Annotated in this window: 13 protein-coding genes; 9 read left to right on the top strand and 4 right to left on the bottom strand. The window is 70.6% G+C overall.

The genetic code is table 11. From position 1 onward, the window contains the following. The first annotated feature begins 182 nt into the window (after positions 1 to 182). From hisB to H512_RS0120375, 6 genes are all read left to right on the top strand, one after another. On the top strand, positions 183 to 776 hold the full coding sequence (hisB, locus tag H512_RS0120400; RefSeq protein ID WP_026784965.1) for an imidazoleglycerol-phosphate dehydratase HisB: 594 nt from the start codon (positions 183 to 185) through the stop codon (positions 774 to 776). Positions 777 to 788: 12 nt separating this feature from the next. After that, positions 789 to 1,253: a DUF2628 domain-containing protein gene (locus H512_RS25305; protein ID WP_053240106.1), complete on the top strand. Its 465-nt coding sequence runs from the start codon at positions 789 to 791 to the stop codon at positions 1,251 to 1,253. After that, positions 1,253 to 1,903 (top strand): imidazole glycerol phosphate synthase subunit HisH, encoded by a 651-nt coding sequence (hisH, locus tag H512_RS0120390; RefSeq protein ID WP_026784964.1) that lies wholly within the window; start codon positions 1,253 to 1,255, stop codon positions 1,901 to 1,903. The genes H512_RS25305 and hisH overlap by 1 nt, the downstream gene beginning before the upstream one ends. Beyond that, the gene (hisA, locus tag H512_RS0120385; RefSeq protein WP_026784963.1) at positions 1,900 to 2,637 is read left to right on the top strand and encodes a 1-(5-phosphoribosyl)-5-[(5-phosphoribosylamino)methylideneamino]imidazole-4-carboxamide isomerase; all 738 of its coding nucleotides are present in this window, start codon (positions 1,900 to 1,902) and stop codon (positions 2,635 to 2,637) included. The genes hisH and hisA overlap by 4 nt, the downstream gene beginning before the upstream one ends. Before the next feature lie 103 nt (positions 2,638 to 2,740). Continuing rightward, positions 2,741 to 3,049 (top strand): hypothetical protein, encoded by a 309-nt coding sequence (locus tag H512_RS0120380; protein ID WP_026784962.1) that lies wholly within the window; start codon positions 2,741 to 2,743, stop codon positions 3,047 to 3,049. Positions 3,050 to 3,242: 193 nt separating this feature from the next. After that, positions 3,243 to 4,070 (top strand): ferredoxin--NADP reductase, encoded by an 828-nt coding sequence (locus H512_RS0120375; protein WP_026784961.1) that lies wholly within the window; start codon positions 3,243 to 3,245, stop codon positions 4,068 to 4,070. Positions 4,071 to 4,190: 120 nt separating this feature from the next. Here the strand turns inward: H512_RS0120375 and H512_RS25300 are convergent, their stop codons facing one another. Further along, positions 4,191 to 8,819, bottom strand: coding sequence for a 2-oxoacid:acceptor oxidoreductase family protein (locus H512_RS25300; RefSeq protein WP_036793120.1), 4,629 nt, complete (start codon positions 8,817 to 8,819; stop codon positions 4,191 to 4,193). A gap of 833 nt (positions 8,820 to 9,652) precedes the next feature. Between H512_RS25300 and H512_RS0120365 the strand changes: the two genes are divergently transcribed. Genes H512_RS0120365 through H512_RS0120355 form a run of 3 tightly spaced genes read left to right on the top strand, consistent with a single transcriptional unit; the run spans position 9,653 to position 12,476 of the window. After that, positions 9,653 to 9,886 carry a FeoA family protein gene (locus H512_RS0120365; protein ID WP_026784960.1) on the top strand — a complete coding sequence of 78 codons (234 nt, stop codon included), beginning with the start codon at positions 9,653 to 9,655 and terminating at the stop codon, positions 9,884 to 9,886. Continuing rightward, positions 9,883 to 12,225, top strand: a complete 2,343-nt coding sequence (gene feoB, locus H512_RS0120360; RefSeq protein ID WP_245585469.1) for a Fe(2+) transporter permease subunit FeoB — start codon at positions 9,883 to 9,885, stop codon at positions 12,223 to 12,225. The genes H512_RS0120365 and feoB overlap by 4 nt, the downstream gene beginning before the upstream one ends. A gap of 5 nt (positions 12,226 to 12,230) precedes the next feature. Beyond that, positions 12,231 to 12,476, top strand: a complete 246-nt coding sequence (locus tag H512_RS0120355; RefSeq protein ID WP_210162733.1) for a FeoC-like transcriptional regulator — start codon at positions 12,231 to 12,233, stop codon at positions 12,474 to 12,476. An 81-nt stretch (positions 12,477 to 12,557) separates the two neighbouring features. Here the strand turns inward: H512_RS0120355 and trxA are convergent, their stop codons facing one another. The 3 genes from trxA to addB form a co-directional block, all read right to left on the bottom strand. Beyond that, positions 12,558 to 12,878: a thioredoxin TrxA gene (gene trxA, locus H512_RS0120350; RefSeq protein ID WP_026784957.1), complete on the bottom strand. Its 321-nt coding sequence runs from the start codon at positions 12,876 to 12,878 to the stop codon at positions 12,558 to 12,560. Between the two features lie 79 nt (positions 12,879 to 12,957). Next, positions 12,958 to 16,446, bottom strand: coding sequence for a double-strand break repair helicase AddA (gene addA, locus H512_RS25295; RefSeq protein WP_036793062.1), 3,489 nt, complete (start codon positions 16,444 to 16,446; stop codon positions 12,958 to 12,960). After that, on the bottom strand, positions 16,443 to 19,517 hold the full coding sequence (gene addB / locus H512_RS0120340; RefSeq protein ID WP_026784956.1) for a double-strand break repair protein AddB: 3,075 nt from the start codon (positions 19,515 to 19,517) through the stop codon (positions 16,443 to 16,445). Before addB ends, addA begins: the two co-directional genes overlap by 4 nt. Between the last annotated feature and the right edge of the window lie 2 nt (positions 19,518 to 19,519).

Genomic DNA, 19,519 nt, shown 5'->3' with positions numbered 1-19,519 from the left:
GGCGGGGCAGGGGCAAGCGCCGACCGTCATGCGGCATCGGCAGTCAAAAGGACAGGCCGGATGCTGCCTTTGCCGTTCACTGTTCGGTGAAGGGCGGTGGCGCGCCGGCGGCATTTCCCGTTTCCAATTCCGTCCACCCCTGATAGAAGCCGGATATCCCGACGAAGGAGTGACCCCGAGCCATGCGCACGGCCAGCCTCAGCCGCTCGACCCGCGAAACCGAGATCTCCGTCCGCCTCGACCTCGACGGCCGCGGCGAGGCCGACATCGCGACCGGCGTCGGCTTCTTCGACCACATGCTGACCCAGATCGCCCGCCACGGCCTCTTCGACCTCGACGTCAAGGCGAGGGGCGATCTCCACATCGACGACCATCACACCGTCGAGGACGTCGGCATCGCGCTCGGCCAGTGCTTCCGGAAGGCGCTCGGCGACAAGGCCGGCATCAGCCGCTACGCCGACGTGACGCTGCCGCTCGACGAGGCGCTCAGCCGCGTCGTCGTCGACATCTCCGGCCGGCCGTATCTGGTCTTCCGCACCGCCTTCCACGCGCCGAAGATCGGCAGCTTCGACACCCAGCTGGTCGAGGAATGGTTCCGCGCCTTCGCCATGCAGGCCGGCCTGACGCTGCACGTCGAGACCTTCTACGGCTCGAACGACCACCATATCGCCGAGAGCTGCTTCAAGGCGCTGGCGCGGGCGCTCCGCCTCGCCGTCGCCGTCGATGCCGGTCAGGGCGGCCGCGTGCCGTCGACCAAGGGCGTGCTCGAAGCCTGAAGGGAGGCGACCATGGCTCTCTGGAGCGTCCATCTGCCGCCGGAACCCGTCGCCGAGCGCGCCGTCTTCGTGCGCGACGGCTTCGCCTTCTGGGCACTCGTCTTCGGGCCGCTGTGGTTCCTGCGCCACCGCGAATGGCTGGGCCTCGTCGGCTGGCTGGTGCTGGCGGCGCTGATCCGCGTCGCCGCGCCCTGGCTGGATCCGGTGGTGACCGGCGGCTTGCAACTGGTGCTGATCATTGCCACCGGCGTCGTCGCCAATGATGTCCGCCGCCTGACGCTGGCGCTGCGCGGCTTTTCCGAGGCCGGCGTCGTCGAGGGCCTGAACCGCGAGGCGGCCGAGCGCCGCTTCTTCGAAGCCTGGCTCGTCCGGCGGCCGGCCCCGCCGCCGGCGCCGGTGGCCCCCGCCGCTCATCCGGCGGCGCGGCGCGTCATGCCCGGCGTCCTCGGCCTCTTTCCCGACAGCGGAGCGCGCTGATGACCGTCGCCATCGTCGATTACGGCTCGGGCAACCTCAAGTCGGCCGCCAAGGCCTTCGAGCGGTCGGTGCATGACGCCGGCCTTGCCGACGCCGTGCTGGTCACCGCCGATCCGGATGCCGTGCGCGCCGCCGACCGCGTCGTGCTGCCCGGCGTCGGCGCCTTCGCCGACTGCAAGGCCGGCCTCGCCGCCGTGCCCGGCATGATCGAGGCGCTGACCGAGACGGTGCTCGGCAAGGGCCGCCCCTTCCTCGGCATCTGCGTCGGCATGCAACTGATGGCAAGGCGCGGCGTCGAGAAGACGGTGACCGACGGCCTCGGCTGGATCGACGGCGAGGTGGTGCCGATCGCCCCCGCCGATCCCGCCCTCAAGGTGCCGCACATGGGCTGGAACACCCTCGACGTCCGGCGGCCGCACGCCCTCCTTCAGGGGCTGCCGACCGGCGAGGATGGCCTGCACGCCTATTTCGTCCACAGCTACCACATGACGCTGGCCGACCGGGACGCCCTCGTCGCCGTCGCCGACTACGGCGGGCCGGTCACCGCCATGGTCGGCCGCGACAATATCGCCGGCACCCAGTTCCATCCCGAGAAGAGCCAGACGCTCGGCCTCGGCCTGATCGCCAACTTCCTGAGGTGGCGCCCGTGATCCTCTACCCGGCCATCGACCTCAAGGACGGCGCCTGCGTCCGCCTGAAGCTCGGCGACATGGATGCCGCCACCGTCTACAACGCCGACCCGGCCGCCCAGGCGCGCGCCTTCCGCGACATCGGCTTTCCATGGCTGCACGTCGTCGACCTCAACGGCGCCTTCGCCGGCCGCTCGGTCAACGGCGCCGCCGTCGAGGCGATCCTCGCCGCCGTGGCGCCGGGCATGAAGGTGCAGCTCGGCGGCGGCATCCGCGACCTCGCGGCGATCGAGGGCTGGCTCGGCAAGGGCGTCTCCCGCGTCATCCTCGGCACGGTGGCGCTGCGCGATCCCGAGCTGGTGAAGGCGGCGGCCAGGGCGTTCCCCGGTCGCGTGGTGGTCGGCATCGACGCCCGCGGCGGCAAGGTGGCCGTCGAGGGCTGGGCCGAGAGTTCGGAACTGACGGCGGTCGAGCTGGCCCGCCGCTTCGAGGATGCCGGCGTCGCCGCCGTCGTCTACACCGACATCGACCGCGACGGCGTGCTGAAGGGCCTCAACCTTGCGTCGACGCTGGAGCTTGCCCGGGCCGTCGCCATCCCGGTGATCGCCTCCGGCGGCCTCGCCTCGATGGACGACATCGAGGCGCTGTGCCGGCCCGAGGCGGCGGTGCTCGACGGCGCCATCACCGGCCGGGCGCTCTACGACGGCCGGCTCGATCCGCGCGCCGCGCTCGAACGCCTGGCGGCGGCGCCGTGACGGCCGCCGCGGCACATTCGATCAAAACCGACCACCTTTTTTAAGAAAGTCCTAAGGGCAGCCTGCCATAGTCCGGCCATCGGGATTTGTCCGGAGAAGGGCCATGCTGTTCATCGTCGCGATGTCGGGACTGGTGGGGTTCGTGGCCGGCGTCAGGGTACGCCTCCTGGCCCTGACGCTGCTGGCCGCCCTGGTGGCCGCCGCCGCCGGCGTCGGCGCCGTCTCCCTGGCGCTGCCGGGCTGGCAGGTCGCCCTGTCGGTCGTGCTGGCAGTCACCGCCTTCGAGCTGGCCGCCTTCGCCGCCATGTCGGTGCGCATCGGTCTGTCGCCGGCCGCCGGCGCCGCCGGGGAAGCTCCCGAGACGGCCAAGCCGGCCCGCGCCGCCCGCTCCGGCGCCGCCGCGCTGCGCTGAGAGGCCGCCCGCAATCCAGCCATGCAGCTTTGCCGGCTGTCACGGGCGGATTTTTCTTGCGAATGACTGGAATTCGCAACGCCTTTGCTTCATTTAGAGGAGAGGCGGGTGTTATCAACGCCCGCTCGCGGCCGTGTCTTTCCGACGTTGATCCTCCGCCTCCGGCCGGGCCTGCATTCGAAGGAAGCCGACTTTGAACGCCTACACGTCGAACGCTGCGACCGCCGCCGGGGGCGCCACCTTCCCGATCCCCGACAATGTGTTTGCCGAGACGGTGACCGAGGTCCGGCACTACACCGATCGGCTGTTCCGCTTCCGCACCACGCGGCCGCAGAGCTTCCGCTTCCGCTCCGGCGAATTCGTGATGATCGGCCTGCCCAATGCCGAGCGGCCGGTGTTCCGCGCCTACTCGGTGGCCAGCCCCGCCTGGGACGACGAGCTGGAGTTCTTCTCGATCAAGGTGCCGGGCGGTCCGCTCACCGAATACCTGCAGAAGGTCAAGGTCGGCGACACCATCCTGATGCGCAAGAAGCCGACGGGCACGCTGGTGATCGACGCGCTGTTGCCCGGCAAGCGGCTTTATCTGCTGTCCACCGGCACCGGCGTGGCGCCGTTCGCCAGCCTCGTCCGCGACCCCGATGTCTACGAGAAGTTCGACGAGGTGATCCTCGTCCAGACCTGCCGCGAGGTGGCCGAGCTGGCCTACGCCCGCGAACTCTACGACGAGGTGGTGAACCACGAGTTCCTCGGCGAGATCGCCGCCGGCAAGCTGCGTCTCTACGATTCGGCGACGCGCGAGCCCTATCCGCGTCAGGGCCGCGTCACCGACCTGATCGATTCGGGCAAGCTGTTCGCCGACCTCGGCGTGGCGCCGTTCGATCCGGCCATCGACCGGGCGATGATCTGCGGCTCGATGGCGATGATCAAGGACACCAAGGACCGGCTGGAGCGCTTCGGCCTCGTCGAGGGCGCCAACAACGCCCCCAACACCTTCGTCGTCGAGCGCGCCTTCGTCGGCTGATCCTTCGCCTTCCGGATATGCCGAAGGCGCCCCTCGGGGCGCCTTTTTCTTTTGGCGGCGCGGCAAAGAAAAAGGCCGCCGGTTGCCCGGCGGCCTCGATGGGTGTTGCCGACGCGCCGATTACTCGGCGGCGTTGGTCGCGGCGCCCTTCAGCGCCTCGATCTCGGCGAGCGCCTCGTCGTAGCGGCCCTGCAGGCTCTCAAGTTCGGCCTGATGGGCCTCGTCGAGCTTGGCGGCATCGATGCCGGCCAGATTCTGCAGCGTGCGCCAGAAGCGGCGGCGTTCCTCGACCAGGCGAACGATCTGGGCCGGCACCGGGAAGCGGATCAGCTTGCCCTTCTTGACTTCCCAGATGAACGGGATCTTGCCGATCCGGTCCTCTTCGCTGAGGTTGATGAACTCGTCGATCGACACGGCGTTGTTGACGTCATCGGCAAGCGGCTTGCCGGTGAACTGCTTCTTGAAGCGACCTTCCTGGTGGGCGAAGTGAGCCGGGGTGAGCGGCACTTCCTTGGTCTGCTCGTTGCCGTCGGCGTCCTTGTAGGTCAGGACGAGGGTCGTCCAGTCCTGATCGACGTCGGGGTTGCCGTCCAGCGAGAAGCGCTCCTTCAGCACCGAGCCGCCGTCCGGATTGTGGACGTAGACCGGGCTGGTGCGGCTCTCGACGGCGAGGCGGGCATGCTCGCTCGACACGTCGTCACCGATGCCCTGCTCGCCCTGGCAGGGCGTGTAGACGTCGATGATGGCCGGCGACGTCGTCCGCGACAGGGCGGAGAGGACGTTCTTCAGGAAGTGACCCTGGATCGAGGTGGCGGTCTGCACCACCATCACCGCCGGATGGAAGGCGGCGATCAGGCCGAGTTCCTTGCGGTTCTCGGTCTTGCCGGCATGCGCCGCGCCATAGCGGGCGAGGTCGGAGTCCTGGCCGATCAGCGAGGAGGTCGAGGCCTGGCCGCCGGTGTTGGAGTAGACGCCGGTGTTGACCACGATCACCTTGATCGGCGTCTTGGTCGACAGGAGCCGCGACAGCGCGCCGAAGCCGATGTCGTAGGTGGCGCCGTCGCCGCCGATCGAGAACACGGTCGGCAGGCGGCCGAGTTCGGTTTCGCTGAACTGCTCCCAGCCGAAGGTGCGGAACGCCTTGTCGTGCACCGCCGGATCATACTGGTCGGCGAGCTCCAGCTCGGCGATGCGCATGGCCCGGAAGTTGACGAGCACGTCGGCCGCGATGCCCTCGTAGATGCCCTTGGCGAGCGCGGGAGCATCCTGGAACAGGCTGTTCACCCACGGATCGCGGTAGGGGTTGTAGGGGAAGGTCGACGAGTAGACCGACGAGCAGCCGGTCGAGTTGGCGATCACCGCCGCCGCCGGGCCTTCGCCCGTCGGGCCGCTCTCCAGCAGGAAGAGGTGGTGATTGATCGTCTCGAGCGACGACTTGATGCGGGCGATCCGCGCCTCGTCGGTCACCGTGGCGAGCTTGTCCTCCAGCTTGGCGACCAGCACCTCCACCTCGGCGATGTGCTCCTTGCGGGCACGGCCCTGCAGGGCGTTGTTCGCCGCCATGATCAGGCGCAGCGCCGTCACCTCGCCGCAGCCGCGGCAACCGCCGTGACCACCGGTCATGGCATAGTAGTTGTCGCGGTCGAGGACCAGACGCTTGGCGTTGGCGCCGGTCAGCTGCTCGGTGAAGCGAGCCGGCGTGTTGGCCGTCTTGGTCAGGAACTCGAAGCGGGCCTGCAGCGTCTCCAGGAGCGCGTCGTCCTGCTCGGTCTGGACCAGGGCGTCGGAGCCGCAGACCGTGGTGCACTCGAGGCAGCCCGAGCACTTCCACGGGTCGAGGCCGACCGAGTAGAGGCCGCCGGTGCCCGGCGCCTTCTTTTCCGTCTGGTCGAAGAACAGGCGGGTACGCGCCACCGGGAAGTTGGCCAGCACGCTGGTCATCTTGTCGAAGTCGAGGGCGAGCGAGGCATCGCCGGCGGCAATGCCGGGCGCCACCTGGGCGAACACCTCATGGAAGGCGCGAGCCTTCGGCTGAGACTTGTAGACCTCGCGGATGGCGGCGGCGATGGCCGGCACCTTGTCGGCGATCTCGGCGCGGCGGGCTTCGACGACGTCGATCTGCCGGGCGGCGGTGGCGACGAGATCGTCGATCTCGTGCACCGTCGACGGCATGGCGGCGTCGGGGCAGACCAGCGTGCATTCGAGGCAGGCCGTGCACTTGTCGGCGTCGAACACCGGCACCTGACGACGGAACAGGCCCTTGTCCTTCATGGCGGCGGAACCGGCCGGCATGAACATGCCGGTGCCCGGCAGGACCGGCGATTCGCCGATGGTGCCGTCGCGGAACGGACCGGCCAGCATTTCCTCGTAATAGTCGGCGTCGAAGACGCCGGCCGGCGAGTTGGCGTCGAGGTTGCAGATCGAGGCGGAGATCGCCACCGAACGGGCCTGCGTCACCGGGGCGTTGGCCTCGGCGGCCTTGTAGGCTTCGTCGTTGTAGGGGACGGCCTGGGTCGCCTCGGCACCCTCGGCGATCACCGCCATGTTGCCGGCGACGATGGCGTCGCCCTTGGCGCCGAACTTCTTGGAGATCTGCTGGCGCACCTTCTCCAGGATGGCGGCGCGGTCGGCGCCGGCGGTGATGCGCTTCTCATGGCCGCACAGGGCACCGATGAAGGCGATGCCCATCATGCGGGTGGCAAGCTCAGGCGACGGCGCGTTCTTGCTGGCGACGGCGAAGGCGTCGACCACCAGGAACTTGATCTCCTTGTCGCGGATCGTCTTGCGGGCCGAGGCCGGCAGGTCGAGCCAGGCTTCGAGCGGCGTCTTCGACGACTGCAGGATGAAGGTGCCGCCCTTGGCGAGGCCGCGCAGCGGGTTGGAGTGGGCGAACACCTTGTGGTCCGGCGAGATGACGATCTCGACGTCCTCGATCTCGGCGTTGGTGATCTTCACCGGCTCCGGCGACAGGGTGATGTAGTAGTTGGTCGGCGCGCCGGACTTCTCCGAGCCGTACTTGGGGGCGGCCTTGGAGTAGAGGCCGAGGGCGCCGGCCAGGATGTCGGTCAGGAGCTTGCCGGTGGCGATGGTGCCGTAGCCGCCCACCGAGTGGAAGCGGACGCGGAAGGCGTCGTCGGGCAAGAGGCGCGGGTTCTCGCCGGTCTCCAGCGCCATGAACTCGGTCTGCGGATAGGCCGCCTTGAGCTTGGCCTGGACTTCGCTCATGCGGGCGTTCGGGTTCTTGGAGAAGAACTGCGAGCCGAGATAGACGAACGGGTTGTTGCGGGCCGCTTCCATGTTGTCGAAGGCGGCGACGATGTGGCGCGACTGCAGGTCGTGGCCGCCGAGGCCGAAGATGGCCGTGGTGACCTTGGGCAGGCTGTCGATGGCCGGGATGCCTTCATGGCGGCCGCCGTCGGCGTTCTCGCGGGCCTTGAACAGCGCCTGGGTGACGAAGGCGGTCAGCGCCGTGTCGTCCGAGCGCTCGAGCACGGTGACGGCCTTCTTGCCGGCGATGGCGGCGATCAGCTCGGCCTCGGGGAACGGCTGCAGCAGCTTGACGGCGATCGAGCCGACCTTGCGGCCCTTGGAGCGCAGGTAGTCGACCACCGCCTCGACGTCGTCGGTGACCGAACCGAGGCCGATCATCACGTAGTCGGCGTCCTCGGTCTTGTAGGTCATGATCGGCGAATAGTGGCGGCCGGTCAGCTCGCCATACTCGTCCATCGCCTCTTTGACGAACTTCGGCACGTCCACCACGAAGTGGGTGCGATGGTCGGCGGCGCCGGACTGGAAGTCGGGCTGGTTCTGCACGCCGCCGGTCAGGCCGGGGTTGTGGATGTCGACGAGAGCCGGCACCATCTGGCGGGTGCCCTTCTCCCAGGCGTTCAGCCACTGGCGCTTGAACTGGGCCTTGAGATCGGCCGGCACCCACTGGGCGGCGGTGTCGATCAGCTTGCCGTCGTTGTCGGCCTCAATGGCCGCCTCGTTGGCGTCGATGTAGCCCTTGAGGCTGGCGGTGGCGGCGGCGGTGAAGGCGTCCTTGCGGCGCACGAGCCACTGGCGCAGCTGGTAGGCGCGGCCCTTGGCGCCGAACAGGATCTCCTGGGCGACGGTCGGGCACTTGATGCGGCCGGTGGGATCGCCGAGGAATTCCTTGAGCAGCGCCGGCTCGGGCATCTTGGCCTCGGACAGCATGTGCGAGGTGGCAAATCCGTCCATGGCGTTGGCGACCGGCACCAGCGACAGCGCCGATACCTTGTAGGAGATGGCGGCGAGGTCGGCCGCTTCCTGCGGGTTGGCGCCGAACAGGATGGTGTAGCCGGTCGGCAGCAGCGAGTAGACGTCGTCATGGCCGGCCATGACGTTGAGCGAATGCTTGGACACCACGCGGGCGGCCACCTGCAGCACGAAACCGCCGGCCTTCTTGCCGACCGTCACGTAATGCGACTCGAGGCCGTAGAGGATGCCCTGCGACGACGAGGCGTTGGAAATGAACTTGCCACCGGTCAGCGCGGCGCCGAGGGCGCCCGACTGGGCCGAATGCTCGCCTTCCGGCTCATAGAAGAAGGGATGGCGACCCCAGACGTTGCAGCCGCCGCCGGCGCGGAAGCTCTCGTAGATTTCAGAAATCTCGGTCGAGGGGGTGATCGGGTAGCCGATGACGCCGCCGCAGACGTGACCCATGACGTGGGCTACGGCGCCGTTGCCGTTGATGACCGTGGATAGACCTGGATATTTCGCGCTCATTTGCTGCATCCGTCCTGCTGCATCTGCTGCTTCTGCCCGCTCCGTCCGATCAGTCACTGGCCGGAGTTCGGGCGACGATACGCCGATGTTCAGCTGCCGATGGAGTTCTGACCTTGATTTCGGTCAAAACTATACGAAACTTACTTGGGTTTCAGTGTTGTTACCGATAGACCCTTCTGCCGTTATAGAGGCGCGGCAGAAGTTTGTCGTAAGTAATCGCCCGTGGACTAAGTGGAACTGCGAAGGTTTTACTGCTATGCGTTTTTTGCAGGGCACCGTCCCTGCCAGGGTCGCGTTGCCTGCCGCCGGCTTCCCGGACAACCCGCTGCTCCGAAATGAGGAATTCCGACAAACGCTTGTCGCGGCAGCGCGCCGGAGCCGCCTCCGCGGCCGCCGTCACCGGAAACTATCGCCGGCGGCCGGCAAGGAAAGGACAGTATTCGTCGGCCGATTAATCGGTTTATCTCTTGCGCCCGGCGCGGCGGCGGCCTGCCCGATCCCGACGGAACGTAAAGTTCACCTTTCAAGATAAGTTTAATCCGAAGCGGTTCCGCTTTCCATGCTGCATTCGTCTCAGGGAGATACGCCGGGAGCGGTGTCGGGCCGGCCCTGTGGCCAGTCGTCGACGCCTTCTACTGACAGATCTTCCGGCGGCCGGCGCGGGTTTGCAGCGCCGCTGGCCGCCGGCTTCTTTACGCTGTCGATGAGACTAAGGTCGAATACGAATTGAGGTGCATCACCGGTCCGCCCTATACGATTGAAAGTGAGTTGCAGTATCGGTGCCGCTGGCCGGTTCGGTTTCCAGGCGCGGCGGATTCCGGGAGTGCCTGAGGATGGGTGTTTCGATCGAGACCATGAAGCCGGGCGACAGCGCCCGCGTCACCGGCCTCACGGCCGGCGACCGCGGCTACCGCCAGCGCCTGCTTGCCATGGGGCTGACGCCGGGCTCGGTGTTCGAGCTGCGCCGCAAGGCGCCGCTCGGCGACCCGATCGAGATCTCCATCCGCAACTTCACGCTGACCTTGCGCAAGGCCGAGGCGGCCATCCTGGAACTGGAGGCCGTATGATGGCCGGGCGGAAACCTCTCGTCGTCGCCGTCGCCGGCAATCCCAACTGCGGCAAGTCGACGCTGTTCAACGCCCTGACCGGCGCGACGCAGAAGGTCGGCAACTGGCCGGGCGTCACCGTCGAGAAGCGGGTCGGCCACTTCGTCCATGCCGGCCGGCCGGTCGATCTCGTCGACCTGCCCGGCGTCTACCTGATCGGCAGCGCCGACGCCGGCTCGCAGGACGAGCGCGTCGCCCGCGACTTCGTGCTGTCCGGCGAGGCCGATCTGGTCCTCAACATCGTCGACGCCTCCAACCTCGAGCGCAACCTCTACCTGACCACCCAATTGATCGAACTCGGCGTGCCGATGCTGGTGGTCCTCAACATGATGGACATGGCCAAGGCGGCCGGCGTCGAGATCGACGTCGCCGCGCTGTCGGCGCGGCTCGGCTGCCCGGTGGTGCCGACGGTGGCCAACCGCTCCGCCGGCCGCGAGGCGCTGAAGTCGGCGATCGTCGAGGCGGCCGCGCACCACTGCCGGCCGATCGACCGTCCGGCCCTCGATCCGGCCGTCGCCGCCGCCGTCGAGGCGCTGGCGCCGCGCCTTGCCGACGCCGCCCGTGGTGCCGGCGCCGATGCCGAATGGCTGGCGCTGAAGCTGATCGAGGGCGACACTCTGGCGGAAAGCCTCGCCGGTCCGGCGCTCGTCGCCGACGCCGTCAAAGCCCGCCGGGCTGTCGAGGAGGCGACCGGCGAGGACACCGACATCGTCATCGCCGACGGCCGCTACCGCTTCGTCGGCGAACTGATGGCCGCGAGCCATCGCCACACCGGCCGGCTCGCCGCGCCGCTGTCGCAGATGATCGACGCCGTGGTGCTTAACCGCCTGCTCGGCGTGCCGATCTTCCTGTTCGCCATGTACCTGATGTTCCTGTTCACCATCTCGGTGGGCGGCGCCTTCATCGATTTCTTCGATCAGGCTTTCGGCGCCGTGTTCGTCGACGGCTTCGGCGCGCTGCTCGCCGCCATCGGCACGCCGCCGATCATCGAGGCGGCGCTGGTCGGCTTCGGCTCGGGCATCCAGACGGTGTCGACCTTCGTGCCGATCATCGCCTGCCTGTTCCTGTTCCTGTCCTTCCTCGAAGATTCGGGCTACATGGCCCGCGCCGCCTTCGTCATGGACCGCGCCATGCGGGCGATCGGCCTGCCCGGCAAGTCCTTCGTGCCGCTGATCGTCGGCTTCGGCTGCAACGTGCCGGCCATCATGGCGACGCGCACCCTCGAAAGCCGGCGCGACCGCGTGATGACCTCGCTGATGGCGCCCTTCATGTCCTGCGGCGCCCGCCTGCCGGTGTTCGCGCTGTTCGCCGCCGCCTTCTTCCCGGTGAGCGGCCAGAACATCGTGTTCGGCCTCTATATCGTCGGCCTCGCCTTCGCCGTGCTGACCGGCCTCGTGCTGAAGTCGACGCTGCTCGACGGCGAGCCGACCCGCTTCGTCATGGAGCTGCCACCCTACCACATCCCCACCGTCCGCACGGTGGTCGTCCAGGCCTGGCAGCGCCTTCGGGAGTTCATCCTGCGGGCCGGCCAGGTGATCGTGCCGATCGTCATGGTGCTGTCCTTCCTGTCGGCCATCGGCACCGACGGCAGCGTCGGCCGCGACAACGGCCGCGACAGCGTGCTGTCGGCGATGAGCCGCGAGCTGGTGCCGGTGTTCGAGCCGCTCGGCGTCACCGAGGACAACTGGCCGGCCGCCGTCGGCCTGTTTACCGGCATCTTCGCCAAGGAAGCGGTGATCGGCACGCTCAACGCCCTCTACGAACAGGTGGGCGGCGAAGCGGCCGCGACGCCGGCCGGCGGGGAGGAAGAAGCCGTCGGCCTCGGCGACAAGCTGATCGGGGCGCTGGCCACCATCCCGGAGAACCTCGCCGCGCTCGGCGGCAGCGTCGCCGATCCGCTCGGCATCGACGTCGGCTATGTCGACGACAGCACCGCCGCCGCCGAGAAGCTGGAAGTGGACGGCTCGGTGTTCGGCGCCATGCAGGCGCATTTCGGCGGCCCCGCCGCCGCCTTCGCCTATATGCTGCTGATCCTGCTCTACACGCCCTGCGTCGCCGCCCTCGGCGCCATGCGCCACGAGATCGGCGGCAAGTGGACGGCCTTCGCCGCCGTCTGGACGACGGTGATCGGCTATCTCGCCGCCGTGTCCTTCTATCAGGCGGCCACCTTCGCCGCCCACCCGGCCAGCTCGGCCCGCTGGCTGATCGCCGCCGCGGTGATCTTCGCGGGGTCGGTGACGCTGATGTGGATGGCCGGCCGGGCGCACGGCCGCCGGCTTGCCGCCCAGCCGGCGGAGTGAGCCGCATGATGACGCCATCCGGAGTGCGCGATTATCTGAGGGAGCGCGGCAGCGCCTCGCTCACCGACGTCGCGCTGCATTTCGACGCCAGCGAGGACGCCGCCCGCGCCGTCCTCGACCTCTGGGTCGGCAAGGGCAAGGCGCGGCCGCTGCCGGCCGGTGCCGCCTGCGCCAAGGCCGGCTCCTGCGGCTGCGCCTGCAAGCCCGAGGACATCTTCGAGTGGGTCGGCGAGCAACGGTCGGCCGGCTGAGCCACGTCTTTCAGAACGGAAAAAGCCCCGGCTTCCCGTGAGGGAGCCGGGGCTTTGCGTTGTCCGAGAAAGAGCGCCCTGTCAGATGGCGGCCTTGATCCAGTTGGAAAGGTCGCTCTTGGGGGCGGCGCCGACCTTCATGGCGGCCGGCTGGCCGTCCTTGAAGATGATCAGCGTCGGGATCGAGCGGACGCCGTATTTCATCGCCGTGTTGCCGTTTTCGTCGATGTTCAGCTTGGCGATGGTGATCTTGCCGTCGAGTTCGCTGGCGATCTCGTCGAGCGCCGGGGCGATCATCCGGCAGGGGCCGCACCACTCGGCCCAGAAATCGACGAGGACGGGCGTCGACGAGGCGAGCACGTCGGCGGGAAACGACTGATCGGTGACTTTCTTGGTCGACATGGCGAACCTCACGAGCAGAACGCGACGCCGTGAGTCGGCGTCGCCGTTGCCCGAAAGCTAAGGAGCCGACCTGCGACCGTCAAGCCGCGCCGGCATCGCCGTCGATCCAGCTTTCGTGATCGCCGGGCTCGGAGCCGGCATCGACGGCGTGAAGATAGGCGGAAAGCGCCGCGTCGAGCGCCCCCGGCGCGATCTCGTCGAGCCTCGGCGTCGCCGTCCACAGGATGGCGGCGCGCACCGGCCGGTCGGGCCAGAGATCGGCAAGCACCGCCCGGTAGAGGGCGAGTTGCAGCAGGTAGCGCTCCGGCACGGCGCGCGGCGGCCGCGCCGCCGTCTTGTAGTCGACCACCGTCACGGAGTCGTCGCCAACCAGCAGCCGGTCGACGCTGCCGGCCACGGTGACCGTCCGCCCCGCCGGCGTCGTCAGGCGGCCGGCGATCGCCGCCTCGGCGCGGGCGGCCGGCGAGAACAGCGGCGCGAGGTCGGGCCGGGCGAGGAGGGCGACGACGCCATCGGCGAGCGTCGTCCGCTCCGCGTCGGAGAATTGGGACAGGGCGCGGGCGAGATAGCCGCGCGCCGCGGCGGCGCGCTCCTCCGGCGCGATCTCCGGCAGTAGCTCGAACAGGCGGTGCAGCGCCGTGCCGCGCGCCGCCGCCGCCGGATCGAAGGCGGCGGCGCCGACCGTGCCGGCCCGTGACGGCGAGACCGGCCCGGCTTCGGCAGCGGTTGTCGCCAAGGGTGCGGTCAGCCAGGCCGGCAGCGGCGCCGGTACGCCGGCAGCCTCGGCGGCGGCGACGGGCGACGCCGGCGGTTCCTCGCCCTCGGCACGCCAGCGCCAGGCAATGATGCTGCCGTCATCGTCCTTCACCGTCTCGGCCGTGCTGCCGAGCGCCGTCAGCACCAGGCCGTGCCAGCGGCGGTCGGCGCCCTCGTCGGCGCCGGCCAGACCGGCGACGATCAGCCGGTCGCGGGCACGCGTCAGGCCGACGTAGAGCAGGCGCCGGTATTCCTCCTCCTCGGCGGCGACGAAGACGCCGGCCGCCTGTTCCACCGGCGCCGGCCGGAAGGCGCCGCCCTGCCGCCAGACCAGCGGCGGATGCGGCCCGTCGCCGAGCGTCAGCACGTCGGGCAGGTTCTTCTCGCTGCCCGGTTTGTCGCCGGGATCGATCAGGAAGACGATCGGTGCCTCCAGACCCTTGGAGCCATGCACCGTCATGACGCGCACCTCGTCGCGCTCGGCGTCGAGTTCGCGGCGGATCAGCTCGCCCCCCTTGGCGAGGCGGTCGACGAAGCCGTTGAGGCCGGCCGCCTCCTCGCCCTCGTAGGCGAGCGCCAGCGACAGCAGCTCGTCGATCACCTCGTCGGCCTCGCGGCCGAAGCGGGCGCGATAGGCGGCGCGGCCGCCGTCCGGCCCGACCAGGCGGGAGAGGAAGACGAAGGGCTCGCCGCGATCGGCGCGCGCCATCCAGACGGCGACGATCGACCGCAGGCGCTCGGCGTCGGTGTCGCCGGCATCGGCCTGACGCTTGACGGCATCCCACAGCAGGCCCGGCCGGTCGTGGGCGAGGCGGAACAGCGCCTCCTCCGTGAGGCCGACCAAAGGCGATTTCGCCACGGTGGCCAGCGTCAGGTCGTCCTCGGGCATCAGCGCCACGCGGGCGGCGGCGATCAGGTCCTCGGTGACGATGTGGTGGGCGACGTCGAGCCGGTCGGCGCCGGCCACCGCCACGCCGCGCGCCTTCAGCGCCCGGTTGACCGCCTCGACGAAGACGCCGCGCTTGCGGACGAGGATCAGGATGTCGCCGGGCCGGATCGGCGCACCGGTGGCGGCGAGGCGCGTGCCGGCGCGCAGCCAGCTAGCGATCTCCTCGGCGACGCGGCCGGCGAGGCGTACCGCCGGGCTGGCGGCGGCCGTGGTGTCGACCGGATCTTCCCAGTTGCCGGGCGGCGGCGCCGGCAGCTTGCCGACCGCCGGCCACAGTTCGACGAGGCCGGGCTCGCGGCCGCGCACCGTCTCGTGCACGGTGGGGCCGGCATCGGTGGACAGGCCCGCGTGGGCGGCCGGATTGCGGAAAATGGCGTCGACGGCGCCGATCACCGCCGCCGTCGAGCGGAAGGACAGGGTGAGGCGGAGGTCGTGCACCGGCAGGCGGGCGGCGGCGAGGCGGCCGCCGAGCGTCCGCCGCGTCTCGCCGAACAGGTGCGGCGCCGCCCCCTGGAAGGAATAGATCGACTGTTTCTCGTCGCCGACCGCGAACACGGTGCGTCGGCCGCCGCGCGCCCCCTCGCCGGCCGTGAACTCGCCGGTCAGTGCCTCGACGATCTGCCACTGGCGCGGCGAGGTGTCCTGCGCCTCGTCGATCAGCACGTGGTCGAGGCCCTCGTCGAGCTTGTATTGCACCCAGCCGGCGGCGTCGGAGCGCGACAACAGGGCGGCGGCCCGCTCGATCAGGTCGTCGAAGTCGAGGAGGCCGAGCCGCGCCTTCTTCGCCTCGAAAATGCCGATCAGCCGGTCGGCGAGACGCAACAGGGCGGCGCTGCGCGTGCCCCACAGGGTGGCCGACAGCGCCCGCTCGATCTCATTGAGACGCTGCGCCTCGCGCTCGAAGCGCTCCATCGCCTCGGGCAGCGCCTCGGTGACGTCCTTGGTGAACGGCCGCTTGCGCGGCTCGCCCCTGGCGGTCAGGAACAGCGCCCGCCAGAGCGGCCGTCGCGCCTCGGCGTCGGGGGCGGCCAGCGCGGCGCGGAATTCGCCGGCCAGCAGCGGCATGGACTTCGACGTCGAGGCGTCGAGCGCGTCGATCAGCCGGCTCAGGAACGGGCCGGAGAAATCCGGCGACGCCGCCATCTCCTGGAGCAGACTGTCGCGGCTGGCGCCGGCCGGCGCGCCCAGCGCCTGCGGCAGGGCGGCGAGCGCCGCATCGATCGACGGATAGCCGTCGAAGAAGGCGACCAGCTCGCCGCGGGCGGCGACCACGGCGGACAGCGCCCGGTCGAGGGCGTCGTCGCTGGCCGTGGCGACCAGTTCGGCCAGCGCCAGCCCTTCCGGACTGGCCGGCCGGGCGGCGCAGGCGGCGAGCAGCTCGGCCCGCGCCTCGGCGTAGAGGTCGGCGGCGCGGACGTCGTCGAGCACGCGGAAGCGGCCGGAGAGGTTGGCCTCCAGGGGAAAGCGTTGCAGCAGCGCCTCGGCGAAGGCGTGGATGGTCTGGATCTTCAGGCCGCCCGGCGTCTCGATGGCCCGGGCGAACAGCCGCCGGGCCGGGGCGAGGCGCTCGGGCGCCACGGGGCTGCCCTCGAGGTCGGAAAGCACAGCCGCCAGCTCGGTGTCGGAAAGGCCGGCCCAGCGGCCGAGTTCGTCGAAGACGCGGCCTGACATTTCGGCCGCTGCCGCCTTGGTGAAGGTCAGGCAGAGGATGCGGCCGGGGTCGACGCCGTTGAGCAGCAGGCGGATCACCCGCCGCGTCAGCACCCAGGTCTTGCCCGAGCCGGCGTTGGCCGACACGAAGGCGGAGGCGTGCGGGTCGGTGGCCTTCCTCTGGACGTCGCGGGTGGCGGCCGGGATCTTCATTCGTCCCCCCCCTCGTCCTCGATGCTCCATTCCTTGACGCGGGCGAGGTGGTCGTAGTCGCCCCGGTCGCTGCGGCGGAAGGGGCGGGCGCGCGACAGGTAGCCGCGCCTCGGGTCGGCATAGGCGCGGACGAGGCCGCGCAGGCGGCCTTCCGCCTCGGCGATGGTCTGTTCGAGGCTGACCGGATCGCCGCCGCGCGGCGCGTGGCCGGCGTAGCGTTCGACCTCGTCGCGGCCCTCGAGGCCGCGCAGCACCACGTGCACCAGCTCGGCCGCCTCGCGCGGCCCGTCGAGCGCCACGAAGCCGCCGTGGCGGGCGATCGCCGCTTCGAGCGGCAGTTGCGGCGTCAACTGGGCGGCGATCTGCGCCGCCGTCGGCGCCCGGCCGGTCTTGAAGTCGATGATCGTGACGCGGCCGTCCGGCTCGATGTCGATGCGGTCGGCGCGGCCGGTCAGCGTGAAGCGGTCGGTAAGGGCAAGGCTGCCCTCGATCTCCGGGTGGCGGGAGCGCGGCGCGCGCTTGGCCTCGAAGTCGAGCACGATGAAACGGGCGAGCGCCACGAAGCGCGGCCACCAGAGGGCGTGCACCTCCGGATGGGCGGCCAGTGCCTCGGCAAAGCGCGTCCGGCCCAATTCGACGAGGACGGCGACGGCCGTCTCGTCCCACGGGCCGGGCCAGCTGCCGGCGAAATCGGCGAGGATGTCGTGGATGAGCGTGCCGCGCGTGCCGAAGTCGGGCGTCTCGCCGAGGCCGTCGAGCGGCCGCAGCCTCAGGATGCGCTTGGCGTAGATGGCATAGGGGTCGCGGATCAGCGTCTCGATGTCGGTGACCGGCAGCTTGCGCGGCCGGGCGTCGAGCGGCGGCGCCGGAACGGGGCGCGGCGTCCGCGGCTCGGGCGGCCGGTCGTCGAGCCGTCGCGCCCAGTCGACGAAGCGGTCGCCGCGCGCCGTCATGGCCGCGGCGCGCGCCGGGCCGATGAGGCTGACGAGGCGTTGCAGGAAGCGGGTCGGCACGGTGGGAGCGCCGCCGCGCCGGGTCGCCCGGATCAGCACCACGTCGGGGGCGCCGAGGCTCTGGGCGAAATCGTGGGCGGAGAGGCCGATGCGCACCTCCGGCGGACTGAGGCCGAGGCCGGCCCGCATCGGCCGCGACAGCCAGGGGCCGGTGTCGGTGACCGGTGGGAACACGCCCTCGTCGAGGCCGACCAGCACCAGCCGGTCGGCCGGCAGCAGGCGCGCCTCGATCGGGCCGGTGACGGTGACGCGCGCCTGGCGGCCCGGCGTCAGCACCAGCACGTTGCCGATCAGCGCTTTCAGCACCGGCGCGAAGTCGGCGGCCCTGAGCGGCAGATCGGCGTCGGGCGCCCGGGCGTGCTGTTCGAGCACCGACAGCAACTGCCGCTCGGCCCGCGTCGGTTCATCTTCCGTCTCGCCGTCGGGACGGCGCGTCAGGCGGGCCAGCGTCTCGGCGAGGGCGGCGAGAAAATCGCCGAGCGTCGTCGCCGGCAGCGCCGACGCGGCGACCAGCGGCGCCATGGCCGCGTCGAAGGCGTCGGCGAGCCGGCGCGCCTCGTCGAGGGCGGGGCCGTCGTCGCCGTCGTCGGCCCGGCCGAATGCCCCGTCCAGCGTCCTGAGGGCGGCGGCGATCGCCGCCGTGCCGCCGAAAAGGCGCGGCCCGCGCAGCACCTTGCGGACGATCAGCCGGCCGGCCGGCCGCACCCTGGCCGGCGGCAGGCCGAAGCGCGCCTCCGGATGGCCGAGGATGGCCGCCACCTTCACCGCCGGGAAGTTCTCGGTCGCCGCTTCGGTGGCGATGAGCGCCAGAGCGCCGTAGGGCGTCTGCGGCAAGGGCAGGCCGGCGGTGTCCTCGACCTCGATGCCGAAGCGGTCGAGTTCGGCGACGACGCGGCGGATGATGGTGCGGTCGGGCGTCACCAGGATGGCCCGCGCCTCCGGCCGCTCCAGGCATTCGCGCAGCGCGATGGCGGCGGCCAGCGCCTCCTCGGCCTCGTTGGCGGCGACGGTCAGGGCGACGCCGGAGAGCGCTTCCCCGGTGCCCCCGGCGTCGGCGTCGAGCGCCGCGGCGTGCTCGGGCCAGCGGTCGGTGACCTCGGCCGGCACCAGCGCCCGCCGGACGATGCCGGCGCGGGCGAGAAGCGCCGGCGGCGGCCCGCCGAGTTCGCCGATGTCGTCGCGGTTGATACCGAGCCGTGCCAGCAGCCGGTTCATGGTGTGCTCGGGATGGGCGGCGTCGATGAGGCTGGCGGCCAGCGTGTCGGGCGGGATGTCGCGATCAAGGCCGGGCAGCACCACGGCGCCCTCGGGAAGCGCCAGCACGGCGGCCATCAGCTCGGCGGTGGCCGGCACCGAGCCGGTGGACCCGGCGACGATCACCGGCCCGCGTGGGCGAAGGCGGCGCCAGCGGGCGATGGTGGCCTCGACCATCGCCCGGTGGAAGGCGCCGGCGCCGATGCCGCCGCGCTCGGCGACGGCGGCCGGCAGCGCCTCGGTGGCGATCTTCAGGAAGGTCAGCGACATCTGCCACCAGGCGGCATAGTCGTCGGGCACCAGCGTGTCGAGCTTCCGCCAGTCGACGCTCTCGAGTTCGGCCTGATCGAGCAGGGCCAAGAGGTCGGCGGCGAGGTTGAGCGCTTCGGCCGGCGATCCCGGCACGGCGATCGGCGCGCCGGACGGCGTCAGCAGCCGGTCGCCGGCCACCCGCTCGCGCCAGCGGCCGATGAGGCGGGCGAGCATCAGCCGCCGCTCGGCGGCGGCGATCACCGGTGGCAGGCCGAGCGCTTCCGGCGCCACGAGGTCGTCGTCGCCCTCGAGCACGTCGGAGATGGCGAGGATGCGCGGCAGCACCGTCGCGCCGCGGCCGGAGGCCCGGCGGAAAGCCTGACGCAGCGCCACGCCGGCCCGGCGGGTCGGCAGGCAGACGGTGACGTCGGCCAGCGCGAAGGGATCGTCGCGATAGGTGCGGCCGGCGATCAGCCGGCCGTCGAGGAGGGCCTCGGCGAGCGTGGCGAGGAAGGGTGCGCCGGGATGGATGGTGAAGACGCCCCCGGACATCA

The sequence above is a fragment of the Pleomorphomonas koreensis DSM 23070 genome (assembly GCF_000425185.1).
GTDB classification, from domain to species: Bacteria; Pseudomonadota; Alphaproteobacteria; order Rhizobiales; family Pleomorphomonadaceae; genus Pleomorphomonas; species Pleomorphomonas koreensis.
This window is presented reverse-complemented; position numbering and strand designations above follow the sequence as displayed.